At 46.0% G+C, this 18,054-nt stretch carries 15 protein-coding genes; 11 read left to right on the forward strand and 4 right to left on the reverse strand.

Annotation, left to right across the window (positions count from 1 at the left end):
- Positions 1-23: 23 nt before the first annotated feature.
- The 6 genes from DN53_RS02610 (at position 24) to DN53_RS02635 (ending at position 7,556) form a co-directional block, all read left to right on the forward strand.
- Positions 24-1,325, forward strand: coding sequence for a RagB/SusD family nutrient uptake outer membrane protein (locus tag DN53_RS02610; RefSeq protein ID WP_165357241.1), 1,302 nt, complete (start codon positions 24-26; stop codon positions 1,323-1,325).
- A gap of 91 nt (positions 1,326-1,416) precedes the next feature.
- Complete coding sequence (locus DN53_RS02615; RefSeq protein WP_129652857.1) at positions 1,417-2,919, forward strand: glycoside hydrolase family 10-like protein; 1,503 nt, start codon at positions 1,417-1,419, stop codon at positions 2,917-2,919.
- A 24-nt stretch (positions 2,920-2,943) separates the two neighbouring features.
- Positions 2,944-4,224, forward strand: coding sequence for an MFS transporter (locus DN53_RS02620; protein WP_129652858.1), 1,281 nt, complete (start codon positions 2,944-2,946; stop codon positions 4,222-4,224).
- Positions 4,217-5,815, forward strand: coding sequence for a glycoside hydrolase family 3 protein (locus tag DN53_RS02625; RefSeq protein WP_129652859.1), 1,599 nt, complete (start codon positions 4,217-4,219; stop codon positions 5,813-5,815). Before DN53_RS02620 ends, DN53_RS02625 begins: the two co-directional genes overlap by 8 nt.
- Positions 5,812-6,477, forward strand: coding sequence for a class I SAM-dependent methyltransferase (locus DN53_RS02630; RefSeq protein ID WP_129652860.1), 666 nt, complete (start codon positions 5,812-5,814; stop codon positions 6,475-6,477). Before DN53_RS02625 ends, DN53_RS02630 begins: the two co-directional genes overlap by 4 nt.
- Positions 6,474-7,556 carry an anhydro-N-acetylmuramic acid kinase gene (locus DN53_RS02635; protein WP_129652861.1) on the forward strand — a complete coding sequence of 361 codons (1,083 nt, stop codon included), beginning with the start codon at positions 6,474-6,476 and terminating at the stop codon, positions 7,554-7,556. The genes DN53_RS02630 and DN53_RS02635 overlap by 4 nt, the downstream gene beginning before the upstream one ends.
- Here DN53_RS02635 and DN53_RS02640 read toward each other — a convergent pair.
- Positions 7,553-8,764 carry a multidrug effflux MFS transporter gene (locus tag DN53_RS02640; RefSeq protein ID WP_129652862.1) on the reverse strand — a complete coding sequence of 404 codons (1,212 nt, stop codon included), beginning with the start codon at positions 8,762-8,764 and terminating at the stop codon, positions 7,553-7,555. The two genes, DN53_RS02635 and DN53_RS02640, sit on opposite strands and share 4 nt — an antisense overlap.
- 188 nt (positions 8,765-8,952) lie before the next feature.
- On the opposite strand from DN53_RS02640, the gene DN53_RS02645 reads away from it, so the two are divergent.
- Positions 8,953-10,014, forward strand: a complete 1,062-nt coding sequence (locus DN53_RS02645; protein ID WP_129652863.1) for a Gfo/Idh/MocA family protein — start codon at positions 8,953-8,955, stop codon at positions 10,012-10,014.
- Between the two features lie 12 nt (positions 10,015-10,026).
- On the opposite strand, the gene DN53_RS02650 is transcribed toward DN53_RS02645, so the two are convergent.
- From DN53_RS02650 to DN53_RS02660, 3 genes are read right to left on the reverse strand one after another with little or no spacing between them, the layout of a single operon-like run.
- A complete protein-coding gene (locus DN53_RS02650) occupies positions 10,027-11,568 on the reverse strand; it encodes an acyl-CoA carboxylase subunit beta (protein WP_129652864.1) in 1,542 nt (513 codons plus the stop codon).
- Between the two features lie 4 nt (positions 11,569-11,572).
- Positions 11,573-13,015: an acetyl-CoA carboxylase biotin carboxylase subunit gene (gene accC / locus DN53_RS02655; RefSeq protein ID WP_129652865.1), complete on the reverse strand. Its 1,443-nt coding sequence runs from the start codon at positions 13,013-13,015 to the stop codon at positions 11,573-11,575.
- 6 nt (positions 13,016-13,021) lie between these two features.
- On the reverse strand, positions 13,022-13,507 hold the full coding sequence (locus DN53_RS02660) for an acyl-CoA carboxylase biotin carboxyl carrier protein subunit (RefSeq protein WP_129652866.1): 486 nt from the start codon (positions 13,505-13,507) through the stop codon (positions 13,022-13,024).
- A gap of 133 nt (positions 13,508-13,640) precedes the next feature.
- On the opposite strand from DN53_RS02660, the gene udk reads away from it, so the two are divergent.
- From udk to scpA, 4 genes are read left to right on the forward strand one after another with little or no spacing between them, the layout of a single operon-like run.
- Positions 13,641-14,249 (forward strand): uridine kinase, encoded by a 609-nt coding sequence (gene udk, locus DN53_RS02665; protein WP_129652867.1) that lies wholly within the window; start codon positions 13,641-13,643, stop codon positions 14,247-14,249.
- 3 nt (positions 14,250-14,252) lie between these two features.
- Positions 14,253-14,585: an FtsB family cell division protein gene (locus DN53_RS02670; RefSeq protein WP_129652868.1), complete on the forward strand. Its 333-nt coding sequence runs from the start codon at positions 14,253-14,255 to the stop codon at positions 14,583-14,585.
- Entirely contained in the window at positions 14,578-15,969 is a 1,392-nt protein-coding gene (locus DN53_RS02675) for a methylmalonyl-CoA mutase subunit beta (protein ID WP_129652869.1), read from the forward strand. The genes DN53_RS02670 and DN53_RS02675 overlap by 8 nt, the downstream gene beginning before the upstream one ends.
- Positions 15,962-18,034: a methylmalonyl-CoA mutase gene (gene scpA, locus DN53_RS02680; RefSeq protein ID WP_129653340.1), complete on the forward strand. Its 2,073-nt coding sequence runs from the start codon at positions 15,962-15,964 to the stop codon at positions 18,032-18,034. The genes DN53_RS02675 and scpA overlap by 8 nt, the downstream gene beginning before the upstream one ends.
- The last annotated feature ends 20 nt before the right edge of the window (positions 18,035-18,054 follow it).

The following is an 18,054-nucleotide window of genomic DNA, read 5'->3' on the forward strand; positions in this document are numbered from 1 at the left end:
ATAGATATACAAAACTAAAACTGATGTTATTGCTTACCTCCGTGGTGGCGATCACATCATGTGAAACCGATTTTGACAATCCGAATGCCGCAACGGACGACCAGGTATTCTCCTCAAGGGAGGGTATCTTGGCTGCGACCATAGGGATGCAACAACTCTATTCCACGACCGGTTTGCGATGGATCGTTGAAACCCCAGCGATTACCGCTAGGGAAGGAGGTATTACCACTACCTTCCAAAACATGATCGAACTGGAAGACGGAGGGGACATTCCCAATTCAAACTCCAATGTGGTAGGACTTTGGTCCACCATGCTTCGTGTGGTTGGTATCGCAGAGGATATAGCTGAAAATGCAGCAAACGTGGATATTGATGCAGGAACCCAAAGCGGATTGATTGCCTATGCCAAGCTCTATCAAGCCATGAGTATAGGGGCTTTGGCCCAAAGCTACGAACAGGTGATCGTGGCCACTTCGGAGGATAACCCTCCTTTCGTTTCAAGGACCGAAGGTTTCAACACGGCCATCACGCTATTGACCGAGGCCAAAACAGCCATTGCTGCCAATCCCATATCTGGAGAGTTTCAATCCGAAATCTTGAGAGGGGATATCGATTTGGCCAATACCATTGATGCCATGCTGGCAAGGTTCAACCTTTATGCGGGCAATTATGAAGCTGCCATCAGTGCCGCTTCCGCTGTGGATCAAACCTCTGCCTCTGTATTCACGTACGATTCACAAAACCTGAATCCCATCTGGAGCAGAGTGTATCAGAACAGTGCCCCTAACTTTAAGCCTAGGGACAACTTTGGTTTGCCGGATTCCTTTACGTTCGATGCCAATGATGGTCGGTTTGATTTCTATCTTATCCCATTGGACACGATAAACCAAAACCAATTGCCCATTGAGGACTTGGCTGGTTTCTTTGATGGAGATACTGAATCCATTCCGGTTTATCTTCCCGACGAGATGAATTTGATCATTGCCGAGGCAAATCTAAGAAAGAGCACACCCGATACCGGCGCAGCAGTTACCGCATTGAACGAGGTCTTGACCGACACCGATGACGTGTTTGGCGTAAATGCCAACGTTGCCGCTTATGCGGGGGACACCACTGTGGACGCCCTTTTGGACGAAGTTTATAAAAACAGACGTGCAGAATTGTTCTTGACCGGTTCTAGCTTGGAGGATAGCAGAAGGTTCGGAAGACCCCAACCCTCTCCAACGGTACAGAACTTTGACGAGGAACGCAACAGGAATTTTTATCCTTATCCGAACACGGAAAGGGACAACAATACCAATACACCGGCCGACCCGTCAATTTAATCAAAGTAAATTATTTGAGTTGTTAGTTGTTTTAATTTAATCCAAGTGAAAAGGCCTACATTTAGTGCATCGTAGGCCTTTTTTTATTCTTATGAAGCGTATATTATACATACTTCCCGTTATTTTTTGTTTATCCTGTGCCGTGTCCAAAGCCCCAAAAGAAGAATTTAGGGGAGTTTGGATCGCCACTGTGGCCAATATTGATTGGCCCAAGAATCCCAAGGACCATATTGAGAAAAAGAAAAAGGATTTCATTGAAATACTGGATTTTTACCAAGACTTGAACTTCAACGCCGCCATTGTCCAGATCCGTACCGCAGGGGATGCCCTGTACGATTCGGATTTTGCACCATGGTCCGAGTACTTGACCGGAAAAGAAGGTGAGGCTCCCGAAGGATTTTCCAATCCTTTGCAATGGATGATAGCGGAAACCCATAAAAGGGGCATGGAATTCCATGCATGGCTCAATCCCTATAGAGCCACAATCGATTTGGACACCACCTCCCTTTCCGAACAACATGACTTCTATCAGAACCCGGACTGGATGGTAAAATATGGAAAAAAGTACTACTACAACCCTGGTTTGCCCGAAGTTCGACAGAAATTCAGCAAAATCATCGAAGAATTGGTCACCGGTTATGAGGTGGATGCCATCCACTTCGATGATTACTTCTATCCCTACAAGGTCAAAGGAGAAGCTTTTAAGGATTCCACCACTTTTGCCACCTATGGATTACCCGGTCAAAACATAGAGGACTGGCGCCGCAGCAATGTGGATTCCCTAGTGAAAGATGTACATTATACCATAAAAAAGAACAAACCATGGGTACAATTTGGAATCAGTCCCTTTGGTGTATGGAAAAACAAGAGTACAGACCCCAAAGGTTCCGATACCCAAGCAGGACAGACCACTTATGAGGATTTGTATGCCGACCCCCTACTCTGGGTGGAAAAAGGTTGGCTGGATTATCTGGCCCCCCAAGTGTACTGGAGCATGGATTATCCGGTTGCCTCCCACAAAAAAATTACTACGTGGTGGGCCAACACCACTCCCAACACTAACCTGTATATTGGAAACGGCACCTACAAAATAAAGAACAATCCGGACAAAGCCTGGAAACGAAACAACGAAATCCCCAAGCAATTGGCCTTTGGTAGGCATCAGAGCAATATCAACGGAAACATCTTTTTCAGTGCAAAATCCCTAATTGGACAACATGAAAAGGTCACCCAAAAACTTCAGGAAAAATTTTATAAGCTTCCGGCGCAAAATCCCGGTCCGCTGAACCACATCAAAAGGACAGTTGCGATTCCCGCAGTTGAATCCGTACAAAAACATGGCAATCAACTAAAAGTTTGTGTTTCGCACAGCGATTCCATTCCAAGATTTATCCTTCTCTACGAACTGAATTCAAAGACCCAGGAGCCAAAAACACTTATTGGAACAGCGTATCTTTCCGAGAGTCAGGATTTGGGTTGTGTTCAAATTGAGTACAAAGGAAAATATAGTAAAAAGAGCATGGGCTTGGTAATCCGTGATGCCTATGGCAATGAAAGCCAAACCCAACCCTTGGAACAAAATCCAATGGATTAGAAAACATAAGAAAAAACAATAAAAATGGATGTAGCAAAAAAGGACAAAAACGCTTGGCTCTGGGTTCCCTTTCTCTATTTCACCCAAGGTATCCCTTACGTATTGGTGGTAACCGTTTCCGTTATCATGTACAAACGTTTGGGCATTGGAAATGCAGAAATTGGACTCTACACCAGCTGGCTCTATCTCCCGTGGGTCTTAAAACCGCTTTGGAGTCCCTTTGTGGAATTGAATGGCACCAAGCGCAAATGGTTCTTGGTCATGCAGCTGATCATGTCCTTGGCCTTTTTGGGCATTGGTCTCTTTTTGCCTTCCAACGCATTTTTCACCATTACTTTGGCCTTTTTCTGGATGGCAGCCTTTGCCTCCGCCACCAATGACATTGCCTCCGATGGTTATTATATGATCGGGCTTTCACAAAAAAAGCAGTCCTTTTTTATTGGTATGCGGAGTACCTTTTACCGATTGGCCATGGTCACCGGACAAGGACTATTGGTGATCGTTGCTGGTTTTTTGGAGCATAAGTATGGAGATAACACCAAAGCGTGGTCCTTGACCATGATCGGTGCTGCGGTATTAATGTTGATCCTGACCGCGACCAACTTTATGGCTGCACCAAAATTCGAAGCGCCACCTACCAAAGATTCTGAAAAGCCCACTAGCTTTTTGGAGGTATTTGCATCCTTCTTTAGAAAAAAACACATTGGAATTTCCCTTTTGTTTGTCCTTAGCTATCGCTTGGGCGAATCGCAATTGGTAAAAATGGCCTCGCCATTTCTCTTGGACAAACTGGAAGTCGGGGGACTCAGTTATTCCACCGAAGCCGTAGGTACCATTTATGGTACGGTTGGGGTCATCATGCTGTCCTTGGGCGGAATCATTGGCGGAATCCTTATCTCGAGGGATGGGTTAAAAAAATGGATGTTTCCCATGTTGTTGTCCCTAAACCTGCCCAATATCCTCTATGCCATATTGGCCATCACCCATACCACCAGCATTTATGCCGTAGTGGGCACCGTGGTGGTAGAGCAGTTTGGATATGGATTTGGGTTTGCCGCATTTCTGGTCTTTCTCATTTACGTGGCCGAAGGCGCTTCAAAAACATCGCATTATGCCATCGCGACCGGCTTTATGGCCTTGGGCATGATGCTACCCGGTATGCTGAGCGGATACATACAGGAATGGTTGGGATACGATGGTTTCTTTATATGGGTGGTGATTGCAGCCATTCCAGCGTTCCTCCTACTCCGATTTATTGAATACCCTGCCGATTATGGCAAAAAGACAAGCGAATTAGATGCATAAAAAAATACTTCCATATACCTCAGCCCAAAAAGACTTATCGTTACGACAAAAGATCGGGCAATTGTTCATGCCTGCCGTTTTTATAAATGATACAGAGGAAGAAGTGGCCAAAATGGAACAATTGATCCATGACCATCATGTAGGAGCCTTGTGCTTCTTTCATAGTAGGGCCAGTGCGGCCACCAATTTTGAGGGCAAAAAAAAAGTCGTCCACAATGAGAAAAGTTATGATCGACTAAAAACCCTCATTGAACGCTATCAAAAAGCGGCACAACAGCCCCTGTTGATTGCCATTGATGCCGAATGGGGCTTGGCCATGCGCATTGAAAATACCCCTCAATATCCGTATGCCATCACCTTGGGGGGCCTGACCAATAACCTTGACCTCATAGAACAGGTAGGCCAGCATATTGGACTGGATTGTAAAGAAGCCGGCATTCATTGGAATTTGTCCCCAGTGGTGGATATCAACAGTAACCCTGAAAATCCCGTAATAGGATACCGATCTTTCGGAGACAGCAAGGACGAGGTACTTTCCAAAGCTGGGGCATACCTAAAAGGTATGGCGAGTTCCGGAACCTTGAACTCCCTCAAACATTTCCCCGGGCATGGCGATACTGCTACCGATTCCCATTTGGGACTTCCCGTAATTGACAAATCCTTGGAAGAACTCAGGGAAAATGAATTGTATCCTTTCCACCAACTGATACAAAAAGGAGTGGACTCCGTCATGGTAGGCCATTTGTTGCTTCCGCAATTGGATAGCGAGGAACCTTCCACGACTTCATCAAAGATTATCACAGATTTACTCCGTAATACGCTAGGGTTTGATGGAGTGGTCATCTCCGATGCCCTGAACATGCATGCCGTTTCCCAAAGATATCCCGAAAAGGGCAAGTTGGAGGCAACCGCCTTTGCCGCGGGAATGGATATGTTATGTTTTAGCGAACATGTGCCCGAAGGCATTACCGAAATCCTGAATACCGCTACCGAAGCACAAATTGAGCAAAGTTTCAAACGCATTTGGCAGCTGAAGGAAAAGGCATTCTCCCATTCAAAAGATAGTTCTCCATCCAAAGATCCTTCGGAACTAAACAAAATACTGGCACAAAACACCCTTACCGAACTCTTCGGCAAAGCTGAGGAAGTATCCAAAATCAAGAGTGGTGAATTTCTCAACCTATCGGTGAACAATAGCAGCCCTAATGGGTTTTCCGTAAAAATCGAGGAAGACCTCGGCCAGAAACAATGGGATTTGACAAAAGATAAAGCGACCCTTGAAACATTGTTGGAAAAGCATCAAAATGTGGTGCTGTCCATCTTTCCCCCTGCCGTAAAGCCAAAAAACAATTTTGGTTTTGAGAATGAGGTGTTGGATTTCATCAAATACCTCATCGCACAGAAAAATGTACTCATCTATCTTTTTGGAAATCCATATGCCTTGGATATCATGGGACTGTCACCTACATCAAATGCTGTTGTGGTGTATCAGGATTTTCCAGAATTTCAAGAAGAGGCCTTCCAACATTTCATTGGAAAGTTGATGGCCAGCGGAAAACTACCCGTTCAACTTAAAACCTTTCAGCCATGAAAACCGATATCATTTCCTCATGGGAAAAAAATGCACTGGAATGGATCAAGGTCATCCAGAACCAAAGCATCCCCTCCAGAAAGTTCACCAATGCGGCCATTGTGGAAACCATCAAAAATCTAAAAGGCAAAAAAATTGCGGATATAGGTTGTGGCGAAGGTTGGTTGACCCGGGAAATGACGGCCTTGGGATGGGAGGCTACCGGCATGGATGCCATAGCAAGCCTAATTTCCGAAGCCAAGACCAAAGGAAAAGAAGCCTACCATGCAGTCACCTTTGAGGACATAATATCGGGAAAAACCATTCCCAATGCACCATTTGATGCAGCAGTTTTCAATTTCTGTCTGTATCTGAAGGATGACCTTGTTCCCCTTTTACAAAACACCCTGAACCATCTAACCACTGGTGGCACTGTGGTGATTCAAACCCTGCACCCTTTTTTTCTGGTACAAAACGGTATGCCCTACAAAAGCCAATGGCTCACCGATTCCTGGAAAGGTCTTCCCGGCAACTTTGAGGATGGCCATTCATGGTACGCCCGAACGCTAGAGGACTGGATCAACGAATTGAATGGTTTACAGCATGGAGGGGTTTCCATTGAAGAAGTGATAAACGATGAAGAAAAACCCATTTCCCTCATCATCAAAATTAAAAAAGCATGAGTACGTATAAAGTTTTAGGGTTGATGTCCGGCACCTCCTTGGACGGGTTGGATATGGCCTACTGTCATTTTAAAGAGGAAAATGGGCGTTGGAAATTCTCCATTGAACGAACAAAAGAGGTTTCCTATACCGACGAGATGCGGGACCACCTCAAAAATGCCATTTTCCTGTCCAAAGAAGACCATGCCCAACTCCACAAAGACTATGGGGTATGGTTGGGAGAACAATCCAAACGCTTTATTGATGAAGAAAATTTGGAGGTGGATTTTATTGCCAGTCACGGACATACGTCGCACCATAGACCAGAAGATGGATTCACCTTTCAACTTGGTGATGGTCAACTGTTGGCCAATATCAGCGAAAAACAAGTCATATGTGATTTCAGGACCAAGGATGTTACCTTGGGTGGTCAAGGAGCTCCCTTGGTGCCTATTGGAGATAAATTGTTGTTCCACCAATATGATTTCTGTCTTAACTTGGGAGGCATCAGCAATATCTCGTTTGATGAAAACGGGGTCCGGATAGCCTATGACATTGGTTTGGCCAACATGCCATTAAACTACATTACCCAAAGAATGGGATTGGATTATGACGAAAATGGGAACCGGGCCAGAACGGGAACATTGGACCATGACCTCCTCCAAAAATTGAACAGTTTGGCATACTACAAACTACCCTATCCAAAATCCACCGGATATGAATGGTTCACAGAGGAGATTGTCCCTCTGATTCAAGCTTCCGATGCCACCAACATTGATTTACTACATACGTTCATCCATCATAATTGCGAGCAGATTGCCAACGAGGTAAAAAAGTATGCGGTAAAGACCCCCAATAAATTATTGGCGACAGGCGGTGGCGCCTTGAACCAGTTTTTTATGGACACGCTACAAGAAAAATTGGGAAGCACCGCAACAGTTTCCACACCAAGTAAAACCTTGATTGCCTACAAGGAAGCCTTGGTCTTTGCATTGATGGGCGTTTTACGCCTTGAAGGTGAAACCAATGTGCTGCGTTCGGTTACAGGGGCTCGTGAAGATTCCAGTAGTGGGGAGATTTTTTATCCTATCCAGGATTAAGCAGTCACCATTCTTCTGGGTTTTCTGCGCACCAGCATAAATATCAATACCGAAAATAGCCCGCAAACGGCCAAGCCCACAAACAGGGGCCAAACACTGTTTTTTACAAACTCCCCGATAAAGGTGGCTATCGGAATAGAAAAAACTGTGGAGACAAATCCATTGATGGCCGCTCCAATACCTGCGATATGTCCAATCGGTTCCATGGCTATGGACCGGAAATTCCCCCACATGAATCCAAGGCAAAAGAACTGAGCCGACAAGAATGCCACCAATACATAGATGCTTGGGTTGGGCGAGTTAAAAAAGAACAAGGTATACACCAAAGCAATGATAGTGAAGGCCAAAGTGGCCATAAAGGAGAGCTTACGCATTCCAAAACGCATCACCAAGGTACCGTTCAAAAAGGTGGAAAGTCCAATGGAAATGGCCAATCCCGCAAAAATATAGGGGAATACCTCCTTTAGGGCATATTGGTCCTCAAAAATATGTTGGGCCGAACTCAGATACACCAAAAACGCCCCGGTGACCAAACCAGATGCAATGGTAAAAGCCACGGTTTCCTTATGGCGCACAAACTCCTTCAACCCATCAATGAACACATGTCCGGAGAATGGTATCTTAAACTCTGGGTGAAGGGTTTCAGGTTGCCGTCTCCAAAACCAAAGCGCGATGATCAGGGCAAAAACCAACTGAATATAGAAAATACCTTTCCACCCAAAACTATCCAGAATTAACTTTCCAATAGCAGGGGCTACCACGGGCACCAAAATAAAGAAGGCCGTTACAAACGACATGATCTTGGCCATATAGTCACCTTCATAGGTATCCCTGATGATGGATATGGATATGGTCCTTGGTGCCGAAAGTCCAATACCTTGTAGGATCCTACCCAATACCATTACCTCTAGTGACGGCGCATACAAACAGACAATACTGGCCACTAAAAACAGGATAAACCCGGTATATACCACGGGTTTCCTCCCATAGCAGTCGGACAGCGGACCAAAGAACAATTGTCCCAACCCCAGTCCCAAGAATATCATGGTGACCAGCATTTGGTTGTCCCTGGAATCCAAACTATTGATATCGGCCCCAATATTGGAGATGGCGGGCAACAAAGCATCAATGGCCAAGGCCACAATGGACATCAGGGCGGCCATTAAGGCTATAAATTCAAAATTAGGTTTTTGGGTTTCTTTTTGCATGCTGCAAAATTAGGCATACCCCGCGGGCCCACGAAGCTTTTAAGAAAGTATTAATGTAATGTTTACGAATCAAACGTTGTAGGTAAATAAAACTCATCTTACCGATATTCGAAAACACCATTTTTATGACTTTTTTTGATTTCGTTGTGTCTGGTTCGATGCCTATCTTTGAGAAAATCAAAAACTAAATGGCCCTTTTAAAGACCTTGGTCGTAGGTTGCGGAAACATGGGAACTTCCCATGCCCGTGCCTACCACAAACTGGATGGATTTGAAATTGTGGGACTTGTGAGCCGCGGTGCCAAAAGCCGCGAACGATTGTCCAATGAATTGGGAGGAGTCCCCACTTTTTCCGATTACACTGAAGCCCTGGCAACCGCAAAACCGGATGTGGTATCCATCAACACCTATCCCGACACCCATTTTGACTATGTAAAGCAAGCTTTGGAATCCGGCGCCCATGTGTTTGTGGAAAAACCCCTTGCCCTAACGGTCGAGGAGGCCCAAATTCTGGTGGATTTGGCCCATCAACTTGGAAAAAAAATGGTGGTGGGATATATTCTCAGGGTACACCCTACGTGGACCAAGTTTGTGCAAATGGCCCAGAGCCTGGGCAAACCTTTGGTTATGCGGATGAACCTCAACCAACAAAGTTCTGGCGAACAATGGCATACCCATAAACAGCTTATGCACTCCATGTCGCCCATTGTGGATTGTGGGGTCCATTATGTGGATGTCATGTGTTCCATGGTGCGTTCCAATCCTGTCAGCGTCTCCGCCATTGGGGCCCGATTGACGGAGGAAGTGGACAAAAACATGTACAACTATGGCCAGTTACAGGTCCGTTTTGAAGATGGCTCCGTAGGTTGGTACGAGGCTGGCTGGGGACCCATGATGAGCGAAACTGCTTTTTTTGTCAAGGACGTCATAGGTCCAAAAGGCTGTGTTTCCATCAATGATATGGATAAGGGGGAATCCGGTGATATTGAAGGGCATACTAAGACCGGAAGCTTAAAATTGCACCACAGTCAGTTGGACAGTGATGGCCATTTTGTAAAAAATGATGAAATCATTGATACTGCCGATGAGCCCGACCATGATGGTCTCTGTCTTTTGGAACAGGAATACCTGCTCAATGCCATCCAAAATGATGTTGACCTCACCGACCACCTGAACGATGCCGTGAACAGTCTCAAAGTCGTGTTGGCCGCGAATGAATCGGTAAAAACCGGAAAAACCATCGAGTTATAATTTTCCGTTAGATCACAACGGTATGTTCCCGTGTTTTTTTCGGGGTGGTTGCACCTGCTTTTTCTCCAGCATGGCGAAGGCTTTCAACAATTTTCGTCGGGTGTCTTTTGGTAAAATGACCTCATCGATAAATCCACGTTGTGCCGCTCGGTAGGGATTGGCAAATTTTTCGGCATACTCTGCTTCCTTTTCCTTGAGTTTGGCTTCCGGATCTTCAGAAGCAGCAATTTCACGCCTAAAGATAATCTCGCTGGCGCCCTTGGCTCCCATTACGGCAATCTCGGCACTGGGCCATGCAAAATTGAAGTCGGCACCGATATGTTTTGAGTTCATCACATCATAGGCTCCTCCATAGGCCTTTCGGGTAATTAGGGTGACCCTAGGAACCGTGGCCTCGCTCAACGCATACAATAGTTTTGCCCCATGCATGATGATACCGCTCCACTCCTGATCGGTGCCCGGCAGGAATCCCGGAACATCCACCAAAACCAATAATGGAATATTGAAGGCATCACAAAAACGGGTGAAACGGGCTGCTTTTCTAGAACTTTTCACATCCAACACACCAGCCAGAAACATCGGCTGATTAGCAATAATCCCCACGCTTCTCCCTCCTATTCGTGCAAAGCCCACAATAATATTCTCGGCATAATCCTTATGGATTTCGTAGAAGGAATCCGTGTCAATGATTCCCTTAATGACCTCATGCATGTCATACGGTTTATTGGGATTGTCCGGCACAATCTTGGACAGTTCTTCCCGCACCTCATCGCCCAAAACATATTCCTGTAATTTGGGTGCCTCTGTATTGTTCTGCGGCAAATATTCCAACAGTTTTTTGATATCGTCCAGACAGGTGGCATCATTGGAGGAGGTTTTATGGGCCACCCCAGACTTGGCCGCATGGGTGCTGGCACCCCCCAATTCCTCAGAAGTAACCTCTTCATTGGTCACCGTCTTGACCACATTAGGCCCGGTAACAAACATATAACTCGTTTCCTCCACCATCACAATAAAATCCGTCATGGCAGGGGAATACACTGCACCTCCCGCGCAAGGGCCCATCACTGCAGATATTTGGGGAATCACCCCCGAGGCCTGCACGTTTCTATAAAAGATATCGGCATAACCTCCCAACGACCGAACGCCTTCTTGGATTCGGGCTCCCCCAGAATCGTTCAACCCAATGATGGGTGCCCCGACCTTCATGGCCAAATCCATTACCTTACAAATCTTTTCGGCATGGGTTTCGGACAAGGCACCTCCAAAAACGGTAAAGTCTTGGGCATACACATACACCAACCTACCATGTACGGTTCCATAGCCGGTGACCACCCCATCGCCATAGTACATTTCCTTCTCCATCCCAAAATCCGTGGTCCTATGTGTCACCAACGCGCCCATTTCTTCGAAGGACCCTTCGTCCAACAGATAATGGACACGTTCCCGAGCCGTTAATTTCTTCTTATCGTGTTGCTTTTCTATACGTTTTTCTCCTCCACCCAAATGAGCTTTGGCCAACTTTTCCTGAAGTGCTTTTATTTTTTGTTCCATGGATTCAGTTTTTGGGCAGTTGAACTATTTTTTGGTCCTCAAGGTAGCTATGGAACGCCACCAATGCAGCCACTTCCATCTCTGTGGCCTGTTGCTGTTTGACCATTTCCGGAGCATAGTGGGTCTTCACAAAGTGGGTGTCAAAATCCCCAGAACGAAAGGCCTCATGGGAAAAGACAAAGCTTCCAAAAGGTAATGTAGTCTCAACTCCTTTTATCTTGTACGCCTTGATGGCGTTGAGCATCAATTCAATGGCCTCCTCACGATTCTTGCCATAGGCAATCAATTTGGAAAGCATGGGGTCATAATAAATGGGAATATCCATCCCTTCGGTAAAACCATTGTCCACCCGAATACCTTCACCAACAGGCAATTGATAAGTTTCCAATCGTCCCACACTGGGGAGAAAATCATTCAAGGGGTCTTCGGCATATACCCGCAACTCCACCGCATGTCCATGAATTTTGAGGTCTCCCTGTTTCATGGGCAACTCTTCCCCCCTTGCCACGCGTATCTGCAGTTCCACAAGGTCCATCCCAGTAATCATTTCGGTAACTGGGTGCTCTACTTGAAGTCGGGTATTCATTTCCAAAAAGTAAAAATTGTGGTCGGCATCCATCAAAAACTCTACCGTTCCTGCCCCAACATAGTCGCAGGCTTGGGCCACCTTGACCGCGGCCATGCCCATTTCGTTTCGAAGCATAGGGGTTAAAATAGAGGATGGAGCTTCTTCCACCACCTTCTGGTGTCGGCGTTGCACACTGCATTCCCGTTCAAAAAAGTGAAGGATGTTCCCGTGGGTATCGGCCATCACCTGGACCTCAATATGCCTTGGCGATGCCACATACTTTTCCACAAATACAGAGCCATCACCAAAGGCAGAGCTGGCTTCACTAATGGCCCGCTGCATGCCCGATTCCAAATCGCTTTCCTTTTCCACGATGCGCATACCCTTACCCCCACCTCCCGCAGAGGCCTTGATCAAAATGGGATACCCCACTTCATTGGCAATATCGCGGGCGGTGGCCACATCGGTAATGGCTTCATCTATCCCTGGCACCATGGGTATACCGTACGCTTTGACAGCCTCCTTGGCGGCCAGCTTACTACCCATCATCCGGATGGCCTTTGATTTGGGTCCGATGAACACCAACCCGTTTTTCTCTACTGCTTCAGCGAAGTCGGCATTCTCACTCAAAAAGCCGTAGCCTGGATGTATGCCATCAACATTCAATTTTTTGGCCACCTCTATGATTTTGTCTCCACGTAAATACGATTGATTGGAAGGTGCCTCACCAATGTAAACCGCTTCATCCGCCATTTGCACATGGGGTGCGTTCCGATCCACGGTTGAATAGACCGCCACGGTTCGTATGCCCATTTTCTTTGCGGTTTTCATCACCCGGACCGCAATTTCCCCTCTATTGGCTATCAATATTTTCTTCATGATTTCCTATTCAAACTCTATGAGCAATTGTTTTTTGTCAACCGCATCACCTTTTTTCACCCCAATTTCTTTGATGGTCCCACTCCTAGGCGAAGCAATGATATTTTCCATTTTCATGGCTTCCAAAATCAAAAGCTGGTCGTCCTCCTGAACTTCTTGGCCCTCACTGACCAGAATATCCAGAATCAGTCCCGGCATAGGTGCCATAATGGAATCGATGCTCTTTTGTCCGTTAGAGGCAAAACCCATTGCCTTGATGAGCCCATCCAATGGAGTGTTTATGGATACTTGATACTCGGTCCCATTCACGCTGATGGTATAGGTACGGGTATTGAATTGCGTCTCCACCATTTGAATATGGTAGGAAGTGCCATCTTTCAGGAGATGAAATCCATTGGGGTCCGTTTTTATGATATCCAGTGAAGCAATATCCTCTTTTGACAGGTGAAATTCAGAAGTTCCATCAACCACAACGGTATACGGATTGTCCATAAATAGTGTTCCTATAGGTTAGTTTGATAAATATAAGATTAATGCACCAATCGGCATAAAGGCAGTTGGGTTATACAATACCATCAACCACAAATCCCGTCAAATGTTTACTTTTGGGACTAAAATCTTCTTTATGCTGATTCTAGGGATTGCCGGTGGAACAGGTTGCGGAAAAACTACAGTGGTGAACCAGATTGTGGATCAACTGCCCACAAATGAGGTGGGCGTAATCTCGCAGGATTCCTATTACAACGATTTGGCGCATTTGACCAAGGAAGAACGGAGCAAAATCAACTTTGACCATCCCAATTCCATAGATTTTGACCTGTTGATTTCCCATTTGGAGCAATTGAAACAAGGTAAGACCGTAAACAAACCCGTATATTCCTTTGTAGAGGAAACCCGTTTGGAGGAAACCATTCCCACTCCGCCGAGAAAAGTGATGATCGTTGAGGGCATCTTGGTACTGAGCAATCCACAGCTTCGGGATTTGTTCGACATTAAAATATTTGTGCACGCCGATTCCGATGAACGATTGATCCGAAGATTACAGCGGGATATCCGGGAACGTGGACACGATCTCGAAAAAGTACTGACCCGTTACCAAACTGCGGTAAAGCCCATGCATGAGCAATTCATAGAGCCGTCAAAGGAATTTGCCGATATCATTATCCCCAACAACCATTACAATACGGTTGCGGTGGACATGGTTAGGACCATCATCAACAACAAACTGGTGTAGCACATGAAATTAAGGGAACTGAGAAATAAACGATGGTTCAAGGTCATGACCAATATGTATGTGTTGGTGTTGACCATTTTTGTGATTTGGATGGCCTTTTTCGACACCAATTCCTTTTTGATCCACTGGGAACTTCGTTCGGAAATCAAAAAGCTGGAAAAACAGAAAGAGTTTCTAAAAGGGGAAATCGCCAAGGACAAGGAAATCTTGGAGAAAATGTCCAATCCGGGGGAAATGGAAAAATTTGCCCGGGAGAAATACTACATGAAAAAGGAGAATGAGGAAATTTTTCTCATTGAATATGAAGACAGCCTAAAAATCAAGGAAGATGAGTAAGACAGGCCTATTCGAAGAATTCCCTGAGGTATCCGCCAAACAGTGGAAACAAAAAATACAGTTCGACCTGAAGGGCGCTGATTACAACGACACCCTGGTTTGGGAGTCTTTGGAAGGGATAGCCGTAAAACCCTTTTATCATGAAGAAGACCTGCAAAACATTAAAGCCCACCCAACTTCCGCTTCCCGAAAATGGCATGTAGGTCAAACCATTTATGCAGGTGATTCGACAAAGGCCAATGCAAAAGCATTGAAAAGCTTGGAAAAAGGAGTTGAAAGTTTGGTGGTCACCATTCCAAATGAGCAGGTTGATTTTAAAGCCTTACTCCAAGGCATTGAGTTGGAAAACATACCATTGCATTTTAATTTTCAGTATTTAGCGACACAGCCCATCAAAAACCTTTTGGAGATTTTGATGGGTAAAAATGTTGAGGCCTATCTCAATATCGATTTGATCGGGCATCTGTCCCGTGACGGAAACTGGTTTCATAACCTTGAAAAGGACCACGCCATTTTGGAAGAAATCCATGGACTTGCCACCACATACACGTCAGTGGTCACCTTTGGTGTGGATATGGCACTCTATCAAAATGCAGGGGCCAATAGTATTCAACAACTGGCCTATGGATTGGCCCATGCCCATGAATACCTGAATCATTTTGCCACTTTAAATACTGACCAGAAATCATTTCCCATAGTATTCAAGGTTGCCGTGGGAAGTAATTATTTCTTTGAAATTGCCAAGCTAAGGGCCCTACGTTGGCTTTGGGGCAGTCTGGCTTCGGAATATGGATTTGGAAACGATTGCCACATTATGGCCATCCCCACCAAACGGAACAAAACCCTTTACGACTATAATGTGAATATGCTCCGTACCACCTCGGAAAGCATGTCGGCCATTCTGGGTGGGGCCGATACCGTGTGCAACCTTCCTTATGATGCCATTTACCACAAGGACAATGCATTTGCAGAACGAATTGCCCGCAATCAACTGTTATTATTGAAGGAGGAAAGTTATTTTGAAGACGTTTCAGCCGTTGCCAATGGAGCCTACTTTATCGAAAGCATCACCGAGCAATTGGCGGAAAAAGCTTTGGCCCTTTTCAAACAGATTGAAAAATCCGGTGGATTTTTAAGTGCACTCAAAAAAGGGAGCATCCAACAAAAAATCAAGGAAAGTGCGGCAAAGGAACAGCAACTTTTCGATAAAGGTAGCATTGTACTTCTAGGAACCAATACCTATCAAAACCCACAAGACCGAATGAAAAATGATCTGGAACTGTATCCCTTTGTAAAGACACAGCCCAGAAAAACCTTGATCGTACCCATTATTGAGAAACGATTGGCCGAAACCTTGGAACAAAAAAGACTGGATGATGAGTAGAAAAGACCTTCAACATTTGGAACTGGCTGTCAGGTCGAGCGCAGTCGAGACCCCAAGTGCTGAGCACGAAAACTTCGCTGCGGGCATATCCCCTTTTCTTCGTGGTCCGTACTCCACCATGTATGTTCGCAGGCCATGGACCATCCGTCAGTATGCCGGTTTTTCAACAGCAGAGGAGAGCAATGCTTTTTACAGAAGAAATTTGGAGGCGGGTCAAAAAGGTCTTTCCGTGGCCTTTGACCTTCCCACTCACCGGGGGTACGACTCGGACAATGAACGGGTAGTGGGCGATGTGGGCAAGGCCGGGGTGGCCATTGACTCCGTGGAGGACATGAAAATCCTGTTCGACCAAATTCCCTTGGATCAAATGTCCGTATCCATGACCATGAACGGTGCCGTTATCCCGATCATGGCCTTTTATATTGCAGCGGCCGAGGAACAGGGCGTGTCCATGGAAAAGCTTTCCGGAACCATCCAAAACGATATTCTCAAGGAGTTTATGGTACGGAACACCTACATCTATCCACCTACTCCTTCCATGCAAATTGTTGCGGATATTTTTGAATTTACCAGTAAACATATGCCCCGCTTCAATAGCATCAGCATTTCGGGGTACCACATGCACGAAGCCGGAGCTCCAGCGGCCATGGAATTGGCCTATACCCTGTCTGACGGTATTGAATATATCCGGACGGGAATCAAGGCAGGACTTAAAATTGATGAATTTGCCCCTAGACTTTCCTTCTTTTGGGGCATTGGGATGAACCATTTTACCGAAATTTCCAAAATGCGTGCCGGTCGTATGCTATGGGCCAAATTGGTAAGTCCGTTCAATCCCAAGAATGAAAAATCGCTCATGCTCCGCACCCATTGCCAGACCAGCGGATGGAGTTTGACCGAGCAAGACCCCTTCAACAACGTGGCACGGACCACCATTGAGGCCATGGCAGCGGTATTTGGTGGCACCCAGAGCCTTCATACCAATGCGTTGGATGAGGCCATTGCCCTTCCGACCGATTTTTCGGCGCGGATAGCCCGGAACACCCAAATTTTCTTGCAGCAAGAGACCCATATCACTAAAACCGTGGACCCGTGGGCCGGAAGTAAAGTAGTTGAAAAATTGACTGAAGAGATTGCCGAGGAAGCTTGGAAATTGATTCAAGAGGTGGAAGAGTTGGGCGGCATGACCAAGGCCATTGAAGCCGGAATTCCCAAAAGACGGATTGAAGAAGCCGCAGCCAAGAAGCAAGCACGAATCGACAGTGGGCAGGACGTCATCATTGGCGTGAACAAGTATCAACTGGAAGATGAGGACGAACTCCAAATTTTGGAGGTAGACAATGCCAAAGTGCGCCAACAGCAAATGGAGCGACTGGAACGAATCAAATTGACACGGGATTCCAAAGTGGTTCAAGAAGCCTTGGACAACATTCGATTGGCGGCCAAAAAAGCCAATCAGAACGATGCTGACCGTGAAAATTTGTTAGCTTTAGCGGTACAAGCGGCCAAAGCACGTGCTACCTTGGGCGAAATCAGTGATGCCATGGAAAGTGCCTTTGGGCGTTACAAGGCAAAAATCCAATCCTTTACCGGCGTGTATTCCAAAGAAATCAAAAACGACGAAAGTTTTGCCAAGGCCCAAAAAATGGCCGATGAGTTTGCGGCAAAAGAAGGTCGAAGACCTAGAATCATGGTGGCCAAAATGGGTCAGGATGGTCATGATCGCGGTGCAAAAGTGGTCGCAACCGGGTATGCCGACCTTGGCTTCGATGTGGACATAAGCCCATTGTTCCAAACACCTTCCGAAGTGGCCCAACAAGCCGTTGAAAATGATGTCCACGTATTGGGCATATCGTCCTTGGCAGGTGGTCACAAGACCTTGGTGCCCGAGGTGGTCAAAGAACTAAAAAAGCAGGGACGGGAAGACATCATGGTCATTGTGGGCGGAGTCATCCCCAAACAGGATTACCAATACCTGTTGGATCATGGTGCCATAGCGGTATTTGGCCCTGGGACCAAAATTGGGGACACGGCCATTGAGATCTTAAAGATTTTGATGGGATAATCTTCCTTAATGATCTCATA

Source organism: Flagellimonas olearia (assembly GCF_004150225.1).
Classification (GTDB): Bacteria; Bacteroidota; Bacteroidia; order Flavobacteriales; family Flavobacteriaceae; genus Flagellimonas; species Flagellimonas olearia.